At 71.0% G+C, this 16,887-nt stretch carries 17 protein-coding genes; 4 read left to right on the forward strand and 13 right to left on the reverse strand.

Annotated elements, in window-relative coordinates; genetic code table 11:
- Nucleotides 1-118: 118 nt before the first annotated feature.
- Nucleotides 119-295 (reverse strand): hypothetical protein, encoded by a 177-nt coding sequence (locus ABZ806_RS06810; protein WP_346042344.1) that lies wholly within the window; start codon nt 293-295, stop codon nt 119-121.
- A gap of 377 nt (nt 296-672) precedes the next feature.
- Here ABZ806_RS06810 and ABZ806_RS06815 point away from each other — a divergent pair, with 377 nt between their 5' ends.
- Nucleotides 673-5,067, forward strand: coding sequence for an nSTAND1 domain-containing NTPase (locus ABZ806_RS06815; protein WP_500215882.1), 4,395 nt, complete (start codon nt 673-675; stop codon nt 5,065-5,067).
- A gap of 25 nt (nt 5,068-5,092) precedes the next feature.
- On the opposite strand, the gene ABZ806_RS06820 is transcribed toward ABZ806_RS06815, so the two are convergent.
- From ABZ806_RS06820 to ABZ806_RS06835, 4 genes are read right to left on the reverse strand one after another with little or no spacing between them, the layout of a single operon-like run.
- A complete protein-coding gene (locus ABZ806_RS06820; RefSeq protein ID WP_500216034.1) occupies nt 5,093-5,326 on the reverse strand; it encodes a thioesterase domain-containing protein in 234 nt (77 codons plus the stop codon).
- Nucleotides 5,269-5,823, reverse strand: coding sequence for an AMP-binding enzyme (locus ABZ806_RS06825; RefSeq protein WP_500215883.1), 555 nt, complete (start codon nt 5,821-5,823; stop codon nt 5,269-5,271). Before ABZ806_RS06825 ends, ABZ806_RS06820 begins: the two co-directional genes overlap by 58 nt.
- A gap of 47 nt (nt 5,824-5,870) precedes the next feature.
- Nucleotides 5,871-6,518, reverse strand: coding sequence for an RNA-guided endonuclease InsQ/TnpB family protein (locus ABZ806_RS06830; RefSeq protein ID WP_500215884.1), 648 nt, complete (start codon nt 6,516-6,518; stop codon nt 5,871-5,873).
- Between the two features lie 35 nt (nt 6,519-6,553).
- Nucleotides 6,554-7,417, reverse strand: coding sequence for a YggS family pyridoxal phosphate-dependent enzyme (locus ABZ806_RS06835; RefSeq protein WP_500215885.1), 864 nt, complete (start codon nt 7,415-7,417; stop codon nt 6,554-6,556).
- Nucleotides 7,418-7,502: 85 nt separating this feature from the next.
- Between ABZ806_RS06835 and ABZ806_RS06840 the strand changes: the two genes are divergently transcribed.
- Nucleotides 7,503-8,402 carry an alpha/beta fold hydrolase gene (locus tag ABZ806_RS06840; RefSeq protein WP_500215886.1) on the forward strand — a complete coding sequence of 300 codons (900 nt, stop codon included), beginning with the start codon at nt 7,503-7,505 and terminating at the stop codon, nt 8,400-8,402.
- On the opposite strand, the gene ABZ806_RS06845 is transcribed toward ABZ806_RS06840, so the two are convergent.
- From ABZ806_RS06845 to ABZ806_RS06860, 4 genes are read right to left on the reverse strand one after another with little or no spacing between them, the layout of a single operon-like run.
- The gene (locus ABZ806_RS06845; RefSeq protein WP_500215887.1) at nt 8,383-8,778 is read right to left on the reverse strand and encodes a hypothetical protein; all 396 of its coding nucleotides are present in this window, start codon (nt 8,776-8,778) and stop codon (nt 8,383-8,385) included. The two genes, ABZ806_RS06840 and ABZ806_RS06845, sit on opposite strands and share 20 nt — an antisense overlap.
- Nucleotides 8,775-9,560 (reverse strand): enoyl-CoA hydratase/isomerase family protein, encoded by a 786-nt coding sequence (locus ABZ806_RS06850; protein WP_500215888.1) that lies wholly within the window; start codon nt 9,558-9,560, stop codon nt 8,775-8,777. The genes ABZ806_RS06845 and ABZ806_RS06850 overlap by 4 nt, the downstream gene beginning before the upstream one ends.
- Nucleotides 9,557-10,366, reverse strand: a complete 810-nt coding sequence (locus tag ABZ806_RS06855) for an alpha/beta fold hydrolase (protein ID WP_500215889.1) — start codon at nt 10,364-10,366, stop codon at nt 9,557-9,559. The genes ABZ806_RS06850 and ABZ806_RS06855 overlap by 4 nt, the downstream gene beginning before the upstream one ends.
- Nucleotides 10,363-11,199 carry a cupin domain-containing protein gene (locus ABZ806_RS06860; RefSeq protein ID WP_500215890.1) on the reverse strand — a complete coding sequence of 279 codons (837 nt, stop codon included), beginning with the start codon at nt 11,197-11,199 and terminating at the stop codon, nt 10,363-10,365. Before ABZ806_RS06860 ends, ABZ806_RS06855 begins: the two co-directional genes overlap by 4 nt.
- Before the next feature lie 145 nt (nt 11,200-11,344).
- Here ABZ806_RS06860 and ABZ806_RS06865 point away from each other — a divergent pair, with 145 nt between their 5' ends.
- Together ABZ806_RS06865 and ABZ806_RS06870 are read left to right on the forward strand one after the other, a co-directional pair.
- Entirely contained in the window at nt 11,345-12,517 is a 1,173-nt protein-coding gene (locus ABZ806_RS06865; RefSeq protein WP_500215891.1) for an acyl-CoA dehydrogenase family protein, read from the forward strand.
- Nucleotides 12,518-12,532: 15 nt separating this feature from the next.
- Nucleotides 12,533-13,135, forward strand: coding sequence for a cysteine hydrolase family protein (locus tag ABZ806_RS06870; protein WP_500215892.1), 603 nt, complete (start codon nt 12,533-12,535; stop codon nt 13,133-13,135).
- Nucleotides 13,136-13,238: 103 nt separating this feature from the next.
- On the opposite strand, the gene ABZ806_RS06875 is transcribed toward ABZ806_RS06870, so the two are convergent.
- The 4 genes from ABZ806_RS06875 to ABZ806_RS06890 are packed head-to-tail and all read right to left on the reverse strand — an operon-like array spanning nt 13,239 to nt 16,877.
- The gene (locus ABZ806_RS06875; protein ID WP_500215893.1) at nt 13,239-14,132 is read right to left on the reverse strand and encodes a TIGR03564 family F420-dependent LLM class oxidoreductase; all 894 of its coding nucleotides are present in this window, start codon (nt 14,130-14,132) and stop codon (nt 13,239-13,241) included.
- Nucleotides 14,129-14,878: an enoyl-CoA hydratase/isomerase family protein gene (locus tag ABZ806_RS06880; protein WP_500215894.1), complete on the reverse strand. Its 750-nt coding sequence runs from the start codon at nt 14,876-14,878 to the stop codon at nt 14,129-14,131. The genes ABZ806_RS06875 and ABZ806_RS06880 overlap by 4 nt, the downstream gene beginning before the upstream one ends.
- Nucleotides 14,875-15,354 (reverse strand): MaoC family dehydratase, encoded by a 480-nt coding sequence (locus ABZ806_RS06885; protein ID WP_500215895.1) that lies wholly within the window; start codon nt 15,352-15,354, stop codon nt 14,875-14,877. The genes ABZ806_RS06880 and ABZ806_RS06885 overlap by 4 nt, the downstream gene beginning before the upstream one ends.
- A gap of 5 nt (nt 15,355-15,359) precedes the next feature.
- Complete coding sequence (locus tag ABZ806_RS06890) at nt 15,360-16,877, reverse strand: class I adenylate-forming enzyme family protein (RefSeq protein ID WP_500215896.1); 1,518 nt, start codon at nt 16,875-16,877, stop codon at nt 15,360-15,362.
- Nucleotides 16,878-16,887 lie beyond the last annotated feature (10 nt).

Consider the following 16,887-nt stretch of genomic DNA (forward strand, 5'->3'; position numbering starts at 1 on the left):
GTGAGGCCTCTATATCTCATCAAAAAACCCCGGGCTCCCCCCCCCGCCAACACTCAAAGGGGGGCGCCGGCGGGCCCCCCCCCGCGGGGGGGCCCCCCACGCCGGTTCGTGTCGGACGCTAGACCCGGAAGCACTCCTCCGCGGGCTTGCCGGGCCCGTCTCCGCTGGTCACGGAGCACATGAAGCCCGAGCCGGGGGCCATCGCCCCGACGATGAGGTCGAGGTCGTCGTCACCGACGAGCTCGACGACGCCGGTGTCCTCCGGGACAAGATCATCGATCCGGAGCTTGTTCATCTTTCCTTCCCTCCTAGCGTGCGGCACGGGACCCGTACCGCTCTGGTCTCGCTCCGAATGGTCTCCGCGCACCCCGGGCGGGCGCCTGAGTAGTGACTACTCAGACTCGTGTGGCGTACGTCACACCGCAGCCGCCGACCATCATTGTGATGACGGCTTTCACTCCTAGAGCAGGGCCGAGTCCGGGCAAATCTTGCGGGTGCGTAGATGATCGGCAACGGGTACCGGGTGCCGCGCCAGTCTTGATCACGGTTCTGTATCTCTAAATTTCTTAACAGCGCCTGTCCGGAGCCTGTCAGGAACAATCTCCGCTTATGGACTCCGGGGGGCGGGCTGACGAGCAATCGAGGTTGATGCGTACCGGAGTGCGAACTCGGGTGGCGCGTTTGGCCGGTTCGGCGGGCGAGGGCGCACGGCGGTGGTCCTCGCCGATTCTGCTGTCGTTACTGGCGTCGGGCGCGGTCGCTCCGCTGCTGACCTCGGGCGTGGGCGGGGCGGCGGTCGTGTCGGCCGGGGTGGGGGCGGTGACGGCGGTCGGCGGGAATGTGCTGACCGACGTGGTGAAGGCGGGCGTCGCACGGGTAGGGGACGGCGGTGGTTCGGCGCCGCCTTCGCAAGAGGAACTGGCCGCGGAGCTGGAGCGGGGGATCCGGCAGATCCTGGAGGCCGGCGGGGAGCGGGCCGATGGGCTGCGCGCCGAGATCGCCGAAATACTGCGGGCCGTCGGAGCGGTCGGTGTCGCGATCGAGGCCGCCGTCGAATCGGGTGACCGTGAACTGCAGACTCGGCTGGCCGAAGGATTGGCGACGGTCGGTCGGGATTTCAGCGAGTTCGGGTTCGTGCTTTCCGATGTGCACGAGCAGTTGGAGTCGGTCGGCCGGGGCATCGAAGACCAGAGCGGGCAGTTGCGGGAGCAGAGCGTCCGATTGCAGGCCGCGGTGGATCTGGGTTACCGGCAGACGGCCGACATCCGGCGGCTGCTGCAGCTGGTCACGGCGATCGAGCAGCAGACGCGCCCGGGACGGCAGGCTCCGCCCGATCGGGAGGGGCGGGCCGACCCTGGTCCGGGCGGCTGCCCGTACCGAGGGCTGGTGGCCTTCGGCGAGACCGACGCCGGAATCTTCTACGGGCGGGAAGAGGACACCGCCCGCGTCGTGGCCCGGCTGGCGCGGCGGCTGACCGGCCCGGGAATGATGGTGGTCACGGGCGCCTCGGGGGCGGGAAAGTCCTCGCTGCTCCGCGCGGGAGTACTGCCGGCGATCGCACGCGGTGAACTGTCGCCCGAGGTCGCCGAGTGGCCTCGGCGCGTCCTGGCGCAGCCGACGAGAACTCCGCTCGTGCAACTCGCGATGGTGCTGGCCGGCCTCGCGGGGGTCGACGTCGCGACGGTGCTGGACCGGTTGACCGCGCAACCGGAGCGGGCGCACCTGCTGGTGCGCCAGGCCGTCGAGACCGACGCACGCCGCCGCGGACTGCCCGAGACGGCCGTGAGCGGTGCGCGGCTCGTGCTGCTGGTGGACCAGTTCGAGGAGATCTTCACGCTCGACGACGTCCTGGAACGATCCGGGCAGGAGCAGCGGCACGACCACGATGGGGCGGCGGCCGAGCGCGCTGCGTTCATCACCGCGCTGCACGCCGCCGCGACCACCCCGGTCGGGCCGGGGGGCGCGCCGGCGGCGCTGGTCGTGGCGGTGGTGCGGGGGGACTTCATCGACCGCTGCGCCGAGTACCCCGAGCTGGCCGAGGTGCTGCGGGACGGGGCCTACGTGCTGGGGCCGATGTCGGGCGGGAACCTGCGGCGGGCGGTCACGGGACCGGCCGACGCCGTCGGCCTGGAGATCGAGCCCGGTCTCATCGACGCCATCTTCAGCGAAGTGCGCTCGGCCCGCGGCGGATACACGGCCGGGGTACTGCCGCTGCTGTCGCAGGCGATGCTGACGGTCTGGGAGCACCGCGAGGGCGACCGGCTGACCAGCCGCGGATATGCCCGGACCGGCGGCGTCAACCGCGCGGTGGCCACCAGCGCGGAGGAGGCCTTCGGGAGCCTGGAACCCGCCGACCAGGACCTTGCCCAGCGAATCTTCCGTCAGCTGACCGCGGTGTCGGGCGAGGGCCCGCTCACCCGCCGCGCAGCCGGCCGTCCTGCCCTGGACGAGGGCCGCACCCCCGACGAGCGCGCCGGTATCGGCCGCGCTCTGGACGCCTTCGCCCTGCGGCGGCTCATCGTCGTCGACGACACCGGCGTGCAGATCGCCCATGAGGTCCTGCTGCACGCCTGGCCCCGGCTCCGCGGTTGGCTGGAGGCCGACCTGGCCGGCCATGCCCTCTACCACCAGCTGTTGGAGGCCACGCGGGAGTGGGATGCGCACCAGCGGGCCTCGTCCTACCTGTTCCGCGGGGAACGCCTGGCCGCCGTCCGGCACGCCGAGGCCCGATGGCGAAGCGACCCCGGCCGGCACCCGGCCCTGCCGCCGGCCGGCCGCGAGTTCCTGGACGTCTCCATTCACGCCCAGACCCGCACCCGGCGCCGCATCCGAGCCGTCGCCCTGATGCTCGTGGCGGCCACGGCACTGTCGCTGACGGCCACCGGATGGGCGGTCAGTTCCCAGCGGAAGGCCACCGAGCAGCGCGACATCGCGGCCGCGCGGCAGCTGGCCGCACAGAGCCGGCAATCCAGCGGCACCGACCCCGTCAAGGCGGCGCAGTTGGCCGTCGCCGCCCAGAGCGTCCGGAAGACGCCCGAGGGGTGGGCCGCACTACGCAACGTTCTCGGCCAAGCCGCCCGAGACGTCCTGAACGGATACCAGGGTGAGCCGGTCACACTCGCCTCCGACCTCAAGGGACATCTACTCGCAATCGGCAACAATGACGGCACGGTCGCCTTGTGGGACGTGCGGAAGCACCGTCAACAGGGCGTGGTGCAAGCTTTCAATGCCCCCGAGCGCATCGTGGTGGCGCTGAGCCCGGACGGCCGAACGCTTGCCGCTGCAGAATCTACCGACAGTAAATCCAAGATCCGTTTCTGGAACGTGCAGCCCCTCAAAGAACTGGGCGGCCTTCCCATTTCGTCCAAGCTCGAGTCGATGGCCTTCACTTCCGATGGGCAAGGCCTGGCCGTTGACGATGGCAAAGGCGTCGGACTCTGGAAAATGCGAACCGCCAAATCTGACGGCTACGGCTCACCTGCACCCGGCAACTACATTCCCTATACGAAGACCTATTTAACTCAGGTCGCGATCGCCGCCGACGCCACGGCTGCGGCCATCAGTAAAAAGTCCAGCAATGGATCCACCTTGAAACTGTTCGACCTTACCGCCGGCGGAAACGGAAAGGAAGTTGAAATAGAAGGGCATGTAGTAGCATTGAGTCCCCGTGGCGGCAGATATGCCGTAACAGTGCGGTCGGATTCAAACGGTGCATACGCCTATATTCGCGACCTCCATGCCCGCAAGCCGGCGCTTCCCAATTCCATTCCCCTGGGCGGCTATCCCGATGACAGCAAGGTGGGACCATTCAGTGCCGACGGCGAGTCCGTCGTCATCGACAACAAGTTGTGGGATGTCGCGAGCGGTGAACTTGTCGGACCTATCGACATGGGCGTCTGGACATCGTCACGAGTTGCATCATTCGTCGGCGAGGACGCCGTGGCCTCCATCGATGTCGGCGTTGGGCAACCCAAGATTCGACTGTGGAATATTCGCACCCACCAGCCATGGAAACACCCTAAGCATCTGATGGTGGGACTATATACTTTTGGCCTGGATGGGCGAACCGTAATCAGCGGCACCAAGGAAAGTGAGCAAGTACTTCTTCAACTCTGGGACGTGATCGGCAGGAGTAAAGATGAACTCACCAACCCGAAACCGGGTAATACTCAATGTGGATACCCGTACGCGGCAACTGTGGACAAAAAGATCTTCGCACTTGGTTGCGGAGACCGCAGAATCGAAATCTGGAAGCTGGATGCCGGTACCGGTGACCGGTTCGTTCTCGACAGTGGTCTGGACGGCACGATAACAAAGGCAGCCTTCAGTCCAGACGGGCACACCTTGGCAACCGTCACGCAGGAAAAAGGCAAGGTGCAGTTGTGGGATGTGGATAACCGGACTCTGAAAAATGAGTCGCCGCTTTCGAAACCAGATCAGGCAGTGAGAGCCCTTGCCTTCACTGCCGACAGTAAGGCGCTGGTCGTCGGTTTCGGTAAGACCCTCAAGACCTATGACGTCTCGGACGGCGATGAAATCCGCTCACCCGACAACATCCCCTCCGGAGGAGTCACCGCACTCGCCTTCAGTCCCGACGGCAGGACGCTTGCGATCGGCGGCAAGAAGACGATCATTTTGTGGGACACCCGCAAATGGAGGCAAAAGGGCCTACCCATCACCGGACACGCCGGAATGGTGATATCCATGGCCTTCAGTCCCGATGGGAGTACACTGGCCAGCGGTGATGATGGGGGAACACTGCCCGACGAGCTTGCCGAGGGCGCTCAGGTCAAACTGTGGGACACCGCCACTCAGAGTCAGATCGGTGCAACGCTCGCCAGCGTGGGCGACGTAGAGTTTCTGGCCTTCCCCGACTCCAACTCCTTGGTTACCGGAGAAGATAACGAATCCGATGACAGCCTTACCGTGGGACACTGGAACATCGCCGTACCACGGGATCCCGAGGCCGCGGCCTGCGCGATAGCAGGCAGCCCCCTCAGCCGGGACGAATGGCGCCAATACGTTCCAGCCGGTGTCGGCTATCGGGACATTTGCGCACGAAGGTAGCCGCTCGTGAGCGGCAGATCGCCGGTCATGCCGGGGTGTTCACCCTGAACTCTGCGTGCCGAAACAGTTGGCCTCGCCCGTCGGCGATGCGGCCGTGCGGCCGCCGAGGGCGGTGAAGAACAGCAAAGCGACCTCCTCGCCCGCCGAGCGAGTACCCCGCCAGGTGGTAGGGGCCGTGCCGCTGGACGGTGCGCAGGTGCGTCACGTGGTCGCGGGCGGCCTCCTCGACGGAGGCGGGCAGCGGCTCGCCGGCGTCCAGGAAGCCGTTCGCCTGGAGCCCGTAGACCGGCCGGCCGGCCGGCGGGCAGGTGCCGGATCAGCCCGAAGTACGGCCAGGCCAGGCCGCCGGCCGGTGGAAGGCAGAACAGCGGGGGCCGGTCGCCGTCCGCGCGGATCGGCAGGACCGCGCCGAGCCCGAGCCGCCCGTCCTCGGGACCGCCGCGGGCGGCGGCGAGGGCTTCGACGGTCTGGTGGGTGAAGACGGCGCGCGGCGGGATGTCGAGCCCGTCCGCCCGCGCGGTCCAGCTTGCCATTGGGGGTGAGCGGGAATTCGGGCAGGAGCGCGTAGGCCGACGGCACCATGTACGACGGGAGGCGCCGGGCGGCGTACCGCCGCAGCCGCACGGCCAAGTCCGGACCCGGGGCATCGCCGGTCGCGGGGACGATATAGGCGACGATGCGCCGGCCGCCCGCCCGGCCGGCGTACTCCAGCAGCCCGGCCGGGGTCCTACGGACCAGGTCGCCCTTCCAATACATGCGGGCGCCCGGTTCCGCGAACGGGCACGCGACGAACCGCTACGCCGTCATCGCGGGACGGCCCCCTCGGCGCGGCGCAGGAACCGGGGAGAGCCGATCTTGCGGCCGTCCGGCAGCACGGCGAAATGCTCCAACCCCAGGTCGATCCCGACCTCGGCCGTCGTGTCGGGCGGGTCTTGCACGTCGGTGGTCTCCACGACGAACGAGGCGAAGTACCGTCCGGCGGCGTCCTTGATCACGGTCGCGGTCGAGGGCGTGCACGGCAGCCGCCGCGACCACCGCACCGTCACGTCGCCGACCTTGGGCAGCGCGAGTTTGCCGCCTTCGGTGATCTGCCAGCGGGCGTTGGCGGTGAACCGGATCGCCTGCCGGGCGTCCTTGCGGGACTTGAACCTCGGCGCCCCCGTCCGGGGGCGTTTGCCGGCCAGGCCGTCGAAGAACGCCCGGTAGGCCGCCTCCAAGTCCCGCAGCGACTGCTGCAGCACCACCGACGACACCTCGCCCAGCCAGCGGCGCTCCGGCGTCTTCTTCGCCGCCGTCAGCCCCGCCGACAACTCCGCCGCCCGCACAAACGGCAGACCCGCCCGGCGGGCGTCCTCCCGCGCCCGCAACGCGTCGTTGTAGACCACGCGGGCGCAGCCGAACGCCCGTGCCAGGGCCTGCCGCTGCCCGGCGGTGGGGTAGAGACGGAACACATACCGCAACTGCGTGCCGTGATATTATCAATACTTTAAGCTACTGTCGGGTTGGCGGAACGAGGCGCGCAGGTTGGCGTTCGGCTGCCGGGACGTGCTCGCGGGGCCTCCCGCTCTCCGGAGTGGGCGTTGGCGATGGGCGGCGGCGCGGCTCCGGGCCAGTAGTGGGCGTCCGGGAGGGACCGGGCACCGAAGATCGCCTGCCCGACGCGGACGACCGTGGCGCCCTCCTCCACGGCGGTCTCGTAGTCGCCCGACATCCCCATCGACAGCTCTCCCGGGCCGGCGAGCCCGAGGTCGCGGGCCTGGTCGCGGAGGGTGCGCAGCAGGCGGAAGCACTCCCGGACCCGTGCGGTGTCCCGGGTGAAGACGGCGAGGGTCATCAAGCCCCGGACGCGCAGCGCCCCGTAGTCCGGCAGCCGCTTCAGGAAGCCGAGCAGGTCGTCCGGCGGCAGGCCGTACTTGGACTCCTCGGCGGAGGTGTTCACCTGGACGAACACGTCCAGGCCCCGGCCGGCGGCCTGGAGCCGGCGGTCCAGGGCCTCGGCGGCGCGCAGGTTGTCGAGGGCCTGGAACTCGGCGGCGAAGGCGGCGACGTCCTTGGCCTTGTTGGTCTGCAGGTGGCCGATCACCGACCAGGACACGTCCAGGTCGGCGAGGTTCCGCCATTTGCGCTTGGCCTCCTGGACCTTGTTCTCCCCCAGGACCCGGCAGCCCGCCTCGACGGCCACGCGGATCCGCTCCTCGGGGACGGTCTTGCTGACCGGCAGCAACCGCACCTCCGCGCCGGGGCGGCCGGCGCGTTCCGCCGCGGCGTCGATGCGCGCGCGAACCTCGGCGACGCCGCGGGCGAAGTCCGCGACGCTCTCCGCCCGCGGGTACTGGGATGGATCACTCATCAGGTCTTCCTCTCGACGGTGATGAGGGTACGGCGCTTCGAAAAGCAGATGCGGGGGCGGTGCGGGGGTGGCCATGCTGTTGACCATGGGTGTTCATGTCGATGATCCCGTCCGGCTGGGCGAGGTCCGGCTGGCTGATGGACGGTCGCTCGGCTGGGCGGAGTGGGGGCCGCCCGACGGGGTGCCCGTTCTGCTGTGCCCGGGTGCGGCTACGAGCCGGTGGCTCGGCTTCGGCGCGGGTGTCGTCGAGGCGGTCGGTGTGCGTCTGGTCTCGGTGGACCGTCCCGGGCTCGGTGTCTCCACGCCCGCACCCGGGCGGACCTTGTCCGACTTCGCCGGTGACATGCGTCGGTTCTGCGCGCTGCGGGGGCTGGCGAACCCGGCCGTGGTCGCCAACTCGCAGGGCGCGCCGTTCGCCATCGCCTGCGCCGAGGCGGGCGTCGCGTCGGCGATGGCCGTGGTCTCCGGCGCGGACGAGGTCTCCGCGCCGCAGTTCGCGTCCGTCCTGCCGGCGGACCTGCGCGGCCTCGTCGACCGGGCGGCGTCCGACCCGGACGGCGCCGAGGAGTTCTTCGCCGGCTTCACCGCCGAGGCCATGTGGAACATGGTCATGGCCGCGAGCCCCGAATGCGACCTCGCCGTGTATCGGGAGCCGGACTTCGCCGCCGCCTACCGCAGGGCCCTGGACGAGGGCTTCGCCCAAGGCGCCGCCGGTTACGCGCGCGACACGGTCCTCGCGATGGGGAACTGGCCGTTCGACTTCGACAAGATCGGTGTTCCGGTCGACATCTGGTACGGCGAGCACGACACCAGCCATTCACCCGACCACGGAGCACTCCTCGCCACCCGAATGACCACCGCTCAGCGCAACGTGGTGCCGGGGATCGGCGGCGCACTTCTCTGGACGCACGCCGAGCCGATCCTCACGTCCCTCCTCGCGAAGGCCGACCAGTCACCGAAGCCGGTCAGGGGGTTGGGCGGATGAGCATGAGGGCCTTGGCTTCTAGGATCTGGGCGCCCTCGGCGTTGATCGCGGTCCAGGTGTAGTGCTGGAGCAGCTTTCCGGAGGAGGTCTGCTCCGTCTCGCCTGGTGTTAGGTCTACGTGCAGCGTCGTGCCTGCTTTCAGCATCTTCAGGAAGCGCACCTCGCGTAGTTCCAGGAGGGCGATCGCTTGGTCCAGCAGGCCCGACTGCTCGACCAGGCCGCCCATCAGCAGGAGGACGCCCTGTCCCGGCATCGGGGCGGCGGCGTCCTCGGCGCCGGGGTTGAACAGCGGGTGCGTGTAGCCGCCGAGGGCGACCAGGCCGTCGATGAGGGGCTGGGTGATGTCGACCGCGGGGGTGCTGAACGTCTCGGTCATCGGCGGTTCCAGACCGGGCGGCGCTTCTCCACGTAGGCGCGGTAGCCCTCGTCGGCGTCGGCGACCTCCTCGTGGAAGCGGGTGAACAGCTCGCGCTCCAGGCGGAGGCCCTCGGCGAGGGTCACGTCCGGGGCGGCGTTCAGGAGCCGCTTGATGATTCCGGTGACGGCGCGGGAGCGGTTGCCGAGCGCGCCGGTGAGGCGGTCCACCTCGGCGGGCAGCTCCGCCGCCGGGACGCTCGCGAGGGCGAGGCCCCAGTCGGCCATCTCCGGGCCGGTCAGCCAGCGGCCGGCCAGCAGCAGCGCGCGGGCGCGCTGGTCGCCGAGCTTGCGCGGCGCCCGCTGGGACGCCCCGGCGCCGGGCACGATGCCGAAGTCGCTGTGCGTGTCGCCGACCTTCGCCTCGTCGGCCGCGATGACGAAGTCGCAGGCCAGGAGCAGTTCGAAGCCGCCCGCGCGGGCGAGGCCGTTGACCGCGGCGACGCTCGGGAGCGGGCACGCCTCCAGCCGGTCGAGGAATTCATGGAAGCGGCGGATGAAGGGCAGGAACACGCCGGGCGGGTCCGCGAAGCACTCGCCGAGGAAGTCGATGTCCATGCCGACGCAGAACGCCCGGCCCGTCCCGGTGATCACCAGGGAGGTCAGCGTCGTGTCCCGCTCGGCCGCGTCCAGGGCCGCGTTCAGGCCGTCGAGGGCGTCCGGGTCCAGGCTGTTCATCTGGTCGGGGCCGTTCAGGGTGATGGTCATGACCGTTCCGGTCACCTGCGTGTCGACCTGGGTCATCGGTTCTCCTCCGTGTCGGTGAGGTCCCGGGCGAACTCCAGCAGCGCCGCGGCGTAGCGGTCCGGGGAGCGCAGGTGCGGCTGCCCGTGCAGGCCGTCCAGGACGGCGAGCCGTGCGTCGCGCGCCAGTTCCAGCGCGAGCGGGTCCTTGGACGCGAGCATGTCGAACTCGGCGTCGAGCAGCAGGACCGGCACGTCCGCCGCCGCGAGCGGGCCGGACGGGTCGTACCGGAACGCCGCGCGGTAGCCCCACTCGTAGCGGTCGGCGACGCGCATCAGCTCCGTCACGGCCAGGTGCAGCATGTCCTGCGGGACGTCCGCCCCCCAGATGCGCAGGTAGCGTTCGACGGCCCACCCGAACTGGGAGCCCGCGCCGTCGATCGGCGCGCCGGGCGTCCAGTTCGCGAGGAAATCGGCTCGCTCGTCCGCGTCGAACAGCGGGACGCCGCTCAGCACCAGCCCGGCGGCGGGCAGGCGCGCGGCGGTCGCGATCGCGAGGGACGCGCCGGTGTGGACGCCGCCGAGAACGGGGCGTTCCATCCCGATCCCGGCGGCCGCCTGGGCGAGCCGGCCCGCGTAGTCGGGGATCTCGAAACCGGGGCCCGGCGGGGGGTCGGACGCGCCGTAGCCGGGCGTGTCGAACGCCACGGCCCGCGCGGACCGGCCGAGTACGGGCAGCACCTCCTCGTAGACCCGGCACGAGAGGGGCGACTCGTGGAACAGCCCGATCCACGGGCCGGAGTCGCCGTTGATCCGGTAGTGGACCTGGCCCCAGTCGGTGTCGGCGTAGCCGCCCTCGGTCCTCACCGGGCGCTCACCTTGACCAGGAGACGCGCGCCGTCGCCGGCGGCGATCGCGGGGCCGTCGAGACCGGCCGGGATGTTGATCAGCGAGCAGGGTCCGAGGGCGGCGCCGCCGGCGGTGACCGCGCCCTCCGTCAGGACCAGGAACCGCTCGTGCGGGGCGGCCGGGACCGGCCGCGCCCAGCCGGCGGGCAGGTCGACGAGCACCGAGACGCCGGCCGCGGTCGCGTTGCTGCTCAGCACCTTGGACCGCAGGCCGGGGACGCCGGGCTCGGCGAGCCGGGTCACCGTGTCGTCGTGGTCGCGCCAGACCGTGAACCGGCCCTCCTTCCGGCGTACATACCCGCGCGGGCCGATGGGGTCGGACGTACCGGGGCGGACGTGGCGTCCCGCCTCCTCGTCGCGGCGCACCACCCGGGAGACGCGGCCGCTCCCGTCGGGCGCGGACTCGCCCTCCATCATCAGGAGGCACTCGAAGCCCTCGTCGGACGACGCCGAGTGCACCCAGCCGGGAGGACGCCAGAAGTAGTCGCCCGCCTGGAGGTCGCCTTCGGCGGTGAGCGTCACCCGCCCGCCGAGGAACAGGGCCTCCTCCACGCTGTCGTGGTACGCCTCGGACAGGTCGCGGTAGCCGGGGTCGGTCCGGACGTGGTCGATGCGGCGGGACGTCGCCGGGTCGTTCCACAGGGCGCGCATCCAGTACTTCGAGAGCAGTTCACCGACGCGTTCCGGGTCTCCGAGGTTCTCCCGGAACGCCGGTTCCATCGCGTCGTACGCCTCCCGCCCGTTCACCCACGGCATCGCGGGACCGTCGACGATCGTGACCTCAGCCGGCACCCGTACCCCTCTCCGGTGCGAATACATCAGACATAAAGATATCCTGCTTGTATGAGATGATGTCAATGACCATGTACCTGGTAGTAGACGCTTGACAGTCGGTAGGCGATACATCAGATTTATGGCCATGCAGGGAGGGGGAGGCGTGCTCGGCACGAGACCGTTCGAGGAGACCCCGGAACGCGGCGACCTTCGCGACATGGTCGGCTCGCTGCTCGCCCGGGAACTGCCGCCGGAACGCGCGCTCGCGCTCGACCGCGACGGCCGGTTCGCCGCCGACGCCTGGGCGGCGCTCGGCGGGGCCGGGCTGCTCGGCCTCGGCGGGGACGAGTCCGCGGGCGGGACGGGCGGGACCGTCGGCGACGCGGTCGCCGTCACCGAGGAGATCGCCCGCGTCCTGCCCGGCCTGGCCGTCGACTACGTGACCTGCGGCATGGCCATGCGGATGCTGGGCCGCGACATCGCGGCGGGCACGGCCGCCGCCGGCTGGCTGCCCCAGATCGCGTCCGGCGAGATGATCTGCTCGTTCGGGATGAGCGAGCCCGACGTCGGCACCGACCTGCTCAACCTCCGCACGTCCGCCCGCGCCGAGGACGGACGCTGGCTGCTGCGGGGCCAGAAGCTCTGGATCTCCCTCGCCCACAAGGCCGAGATCGTGTTCGTGCTGTGCCGCACCGACCCGCCCGAGGAGGGCCGGCGGTCGCGCGGCCTCAGCGTGATCGCCGTGCCGCTCGGCCAGCCGGGCGTCACCGTCAACCGCGTCCACCTCGCCGGGATGCGCTCCGCGGGGACCTGCGAGATCTACTTCGACGACGCGGTCGCGCCGCTCGACCACCTCGTCGGTGTGCGGGGCCGCGGCATGGCCCTCCTCGCCCAGACCCTCGACGTGGAGCGCGTCCTGGCCGCCGGGATCAGCCTCGGCATCGGACGCGCGGCCCTGGACCTGCACCTCGCCCACCTGCGGGAACGGGAGGCGTTCGGCGGGCCCATCGGCCGCTTCCAGGCGCTGCAGCACGCCGCCGCCGACTCGCTCGCCGACCTGTCGGCGGCCCGGGCGCTGGTGGGCGCCGCCGTCCGCGCCATCGAGGACGGCCGCCCGGCGACGGCGCTGACCGCGATGGCCAAGCTCGTCGCCGGCGAGTCGACGGCCCGCGTCGTCGACCGCGGGATGCGCGCGATGGCCGCGCACGGCCTCGCCGAGGAGTCGGCGATGCAGATGTACTTCCGGGACGCCCGGCTCCAGCTGTTCAGCCCCGTGAGCAACGACATGATCCGCAACATCCTCGGCGAGTCGCTCGGCCTGCCGAGAAGCTACTGAGTCGGGAGGGTTTCCGTGGAGATCACGAGAGAGAACACCGCGCTGCTGGTCGTCGACATGCAGAACAGCTTCACCGAGCCCAAGGGCTCCATGGCGGCGATGGGACTGCCGCACGAGGAGCTCCGCCCCGCGATCGCGGGCTGCCGCACCCTGATCGACGCCGCGCACGCCGCCGGCGTCCCGGTGATCTACACCCGGTACGTCTTCCAGCCCGGCTACGCGGACGGGGGCCTCGTGCCCAACCACATCGTCCCGGCCATCAAGGACGTCAACGCGCTCGCGGCGGGCAGCTGGGACGGGGAGATCTGCGCCGAACTGGCACCGGCCGAGGGCGACATCGTCATCGACAAGTCGCGGCCCAGCGCCTTCTACGGGACCCGCCTGGAGCCGATCCTCACCGGCCTCGGCGTCCGCTCGCTGGTCATCTGCGGGGTGACCACGAACATCTGCGTCGAGACGACCGCGCGGGACGCGGGCCAGCGCGACTACGCCACCCACGTGATCAGCGACGCGACCGCGGAGTTCGACAAGGCCCGGCACGACTACGCGCTGAACGGGATCGGCTTCATCTTCGGCTGGATCAACACGGTGGACGACGCCGTCCGCGCCTGGGCCTGACCCCACGATCCGCCCGCGGCGCGCCCCCCGGTCTTCTCAGCAGCCGGAGCGGGGGGCGCGCCGCGGGTCCTTTCGGCTGCGCCGTGCGCCGGCGGCGGGCGAGTCAGCGGGCGAGGGCGGCGACCAGCGCGCGGGTGGCGGCCCGCTCGCCGGGGGTGCCGAAGATCTTGGCGGCGAACGTGGTCACGCCCAGCTCGGCGAACGCGGCGATCTTCGCGGCGACCGTGCCGGCGTCGCCGATCAGCGCCATCCGGCCGGGCGTCGCGCAGCCCTCGCGGTCGAGCATCGCGCGGTAGGACGGCAGCGTCCCGTACCACTCCAGCTCCGCCTCGGCGCGGGCCAGAGCGGCGGGGGCGTCGCCGGTCACGCAGACCGGCAGCGGGACGACGATCTCCGGTGCGGGCCGCCCGGCCGCGGCGGCGGCCTTCCGGATCGTCGGGACCGTGAGCTCCCGGAGGGTGCGCGGGCCGACCATCCAGGTGATGGTGCCCGCGGCGAGGGCGCCGGTGATCTCCAGCATCCTCGGGCCGAGCGCGGCGACGAGGACGGGCGGCACCGGCGCCCCCGGGATGTCCAGGTCGCCGCGGGCCGTCAGCACCTCGCCCCGGAAACGGACGCGCTGGGTCAGCGCGCCGGTCAGCGCCTCCAGGTACTCGCGCATGTAGCGGGCCGGACGGTCGTACGACATGCCCCAGCACGGTTCGACCACCGACGGGTGGGACGGCCCGATGCCGAGCGCGAGCCGTCCGTCCACGAGCAGGTTGGTGGTCAGCGCCTGCTGGGCGAGCGCCATCGGGTGCCGCGGGTAGACGGGGACGACGGCCGTGCCGACCCGCAGCCCCGGCAGGTCGCGGGCGACCGCGCCGAGCACGCCGAGCGTGTCGGTCCCGAACGCCTGCGTCAGCCAGTAGCTGTCGATGCCGTCCCGCGCCGCCGCGCGCAGGTCGGCGGCGGTCGCGGCGATGTCGTCGACCTGGTCGAAGATGCCGATCTTCACGACCCGCTCCCGGACCGGAACGCGAGCAGGTCGCGGTCGGCGGCGCGCTTGAGGAGCGCCAGGCCGAGCGCCTCGGCGCGGGCCCGCTGGTCCTCGACGGCCGTCCAGAGGGTCTCCAGGCTGTTGGCCAGGATCCCGGGAGGGTGCTGGGCCATCACGTGCGCGATCTCCAGCGCGCGCGGGACGAGGTCCGCCGGCGGGACGACCTCGGTCACCAGGCCCAGCTCGCGGGCCCGTTCCGCGCCCAGCCGGTACGCGCGGCCGCTGGCGACCATGCGGGTGACCTCGGTGAGCGGCAGGCGGCTGAGCAGGCCCACGGCCTCGACGGGGTTCGCCAGGCCCACATCGACGTGGGTGTCGAAGAACGTCGCGTTATCCGAGCAGAGGATCACGTCGGCGTCGTTGACGAAGTGCCATCCGCCGGCGCAGCAGTGGCCGTTGACGGCGACGACGATCGGCTTGAAGACGCGCAGGTCGCGGGACGTGAGCGCGACCCGGCCGTCCTCGTCCAGCGAGGGGCTGGCCACGCCCGTCGCGAGGGTGTCGTCCACGTCGAGGCCGGTGGAGAAGCTGCGGTCGCCCGCGCCGGTCAGCACCGCGACGCGCAGGCCGTCGTCGTCGCGGAACGTCCGCCAGACCTCGCGCAGCTCCCGCACCATCCGGGCGTCGTAGGCGTTGAGGACCTCGGGCCGGTTCATCGTCACGAGCAGGACGCGGCCGTCCCGGGTGACGTCGAGGGTGTTCACGCGTCCGCCGCGATCGGCTTGAGCAGGTAGCCGCGGCGCATGGTGAGGACGGCCGTGCCGTCCTGCTTGCGGACGACGTCGCGGACCCGGCCCACGAACCCGGACCCGCCCGGCGTCGGCTCCAGGGTGCGCACCTCGATGTGCACGGTGATCGTGTCGTTCTCGAACACCGGGGCCTCGTAGCGCACCTCGTCGATGCCGAGGGCCGCGTGGCAGTCCAGGCCCGCCGCCGCCCAGCTCGCGTACATCGTGGGCGAGCTCAGCCCGGCCGCGATGGCGAGCAGGCAGGGGCCGCCGAGGATGCGGCGGCCGAACCCGGTCGCCGCCATGTACTCGTCGTCGGTGTGCAGCGGGCCGTTCTCCCACGTCGCGTTGATGATCGCGGCGAAGTCGCCGGAGGTGAGGGTGCGGCCCGGGGTGCGCAGCGCGGCGCCCGCGGCGAACGCCACCGGCAGGACGGGCTTCCGGTCGGTCAAGGCACTCACGCTCCGTACCCGTCGCGGATGACGCGCTTGAGGATCTTGCCGTTGCTGTTCTTCGGCAGCTCGTCGACGGCCTTCCACACCCGCGGGGCCTTGTAGCCGGCGAGGCGTTCGCGGACGGCCGCCTCCATCGCGGTGAAGTCGACCGCCCGGCCTTCGCGCGGCACGACGAAGGCGCCGACGGTCTCGCCCCACTTCTCGTCGGGGAGGCCGACGACGGCGACCTCGGCGACGAAGTCGAAGCCGTGCAGGACGCTCTCGATCTCGCGGGGGTAGATGTTGGCCGCGCCAGAGATGATCATGTCCTTCTTGCGGTCGACGATGGAGATGAAGCCCTCCTCGTCGCGGACGGCGATGTCGCCGGAGGACAGGTAGCCGTCCGGGAGGATCGCCTCGGCGGTGGCCTCCGGGTCGTCCAGGTAGCCGAGCATGTTGAACGGGGAGTGGCCGAACAGCTCGCCGGGCTCGCCCGGCCCGACCTCCCGGCGGTCCTCGTCGAGCAGCTTGATGTGGGTCATCCACCAGGCGTGCCCGACCGACCCGGGCTTGCGCAGCGCGTCGCCGGGACGCAGGTTCGTCACGACGCCCGCCTCGGTGGAGCCGTAGATCTCGTGCACGCCGACGTGCGGGAACGTCTCCATCACCCACTCCTTCAGCGGCACCGGCAGCGCGGCGGCGTTGAAGTAGAAGGTCTCCAGGCTCGACAGGTCCCACTTGCGCGGCGACTGCTCCATCATCTCGCGCAGCATCACGGCGTGCGTGGGCACCAGGAAGACCGTCTGGAGCCGGTCGCGTTCGATCATGTCGAGGAGCTGTTCGGGGTCCCAGCGGTGCAGCATGGACGTCTGGCCGCCCATGAACGGGCCCGCGTAGGCGAAGGCGAAGCCCGCGCCGAGCGCCATCGGGGCGACGGCGGCGGTGCGCTTGCCGGGGCCGACGCCGAAGTCGACCGCGCAGCCGAACATGGTGAGGACCCGGGACCGGTGGGTGAGTAGCGCGCCCTTCGGCCGGCCGGTCGTGCCCGACGTGTACTGCACGCAGAACGGGTCCGTCTCGCTGACCTCGACGCGCGGGTCGACCGCCCGTGCCCCCGCGAGGGTCCGCTCGTACGGACGGCCCCAGTCCTGGGAGCCGAGGGAGAGGGCGAGCGCCAGGTCCTCGGCCAGGTCGGGCACGTTGTCCTGGAACGCCGCATCGGCGATCAGGCCGGACGCGCCGGAGCGTTCGATCAGCGAGCCGTGCTCGGTGGCGGTGCCGCGCGGGTTGAGCGGGACCATCGCGACCCCGGCCTTGGCGGCGCCCGCCGCGACCTCCACGTACTCGAGCTGGTTGCCGAGCAGGACGGCGACGCGGTCACCGGCGGTGAAGCCGGCCTCCATCAGCAGGCTCGCGACGCGGTTGCTGCGGTCGTCGAGCTCGGCGAACGTCATCCGCCGGTCCCCGTCGATCAGCGCGGTGGCGCTCGGCGTGCTGATCGCGAACTCGCGGATTCCGCTGGCGATGTTCATCTGTGCCATGGCTGGCCCC

The organism is Spirillospora sp. NPDC047418 (assembly GCF_040643275.1).
Lineage (GTDB): Bacteria > Actinomycetota > Actinomycetes > Streptosporangiales > Streptosporangiaceae > Spirillospora.

What these genes read in the sequence shown, in the direction of transcription:
- ABZ806_RS06840 (WP_500215886.1), top strand. Translation starts at nt 7,503, where the DNA reads ATGGGTGTTCATGTCGATGATCCCGTCCGGCTGGGCGAGGTCCGGCTG.
- ABZ806_RS06810 (WP_346042344.1), bottom strand. Translation starts at nt 295, where the DNA reads ATGAACAAGCTCCGGATCGATGATCTTGTCCCGGAGGACACCGGCGTC.
- ABZ806_RS06845 (WP_500215887.1), bottom strand. Translation starts at nt 8,778, where the DNA reads ATGACCGAGACGTTCAGCACCCCCGCGGTCGACATCACCCAGCCCCTC.
- ABZ806_RS06850 (WP_500215888.1), bottom strand. Translation starts at nt 9,560, where the DNA reads ATGACCCAGGTCGACACGCAGGTGACCGGAACGGTCATGACCATCACC.
- ABZ806_RS06835 (WP_500215885.1), bottom strand. Translation starts at nt 7,417, where the DNA reads ATGAGTGATCCATCCCAGTACCCGCGGGCGGAGAGCGTCGCGGACTTC.
- ABZ806_RS06825 (WP_500215883.1), bottom strand. Translation starts at nt 5,823, where the DNA reads ATGTATTGGAAGGGCGACCTGGTCCGTAGGACCCCGGCCGGGCTGCTG.
- ABZ806_RS06890 (WP_500215896.1), bottom strand. Translation starts at nt 16,877, where the DNA reads ATGGCACAGATGAACATCGCCAGCGGAATCCGCGAGTTCGCGATCAGC.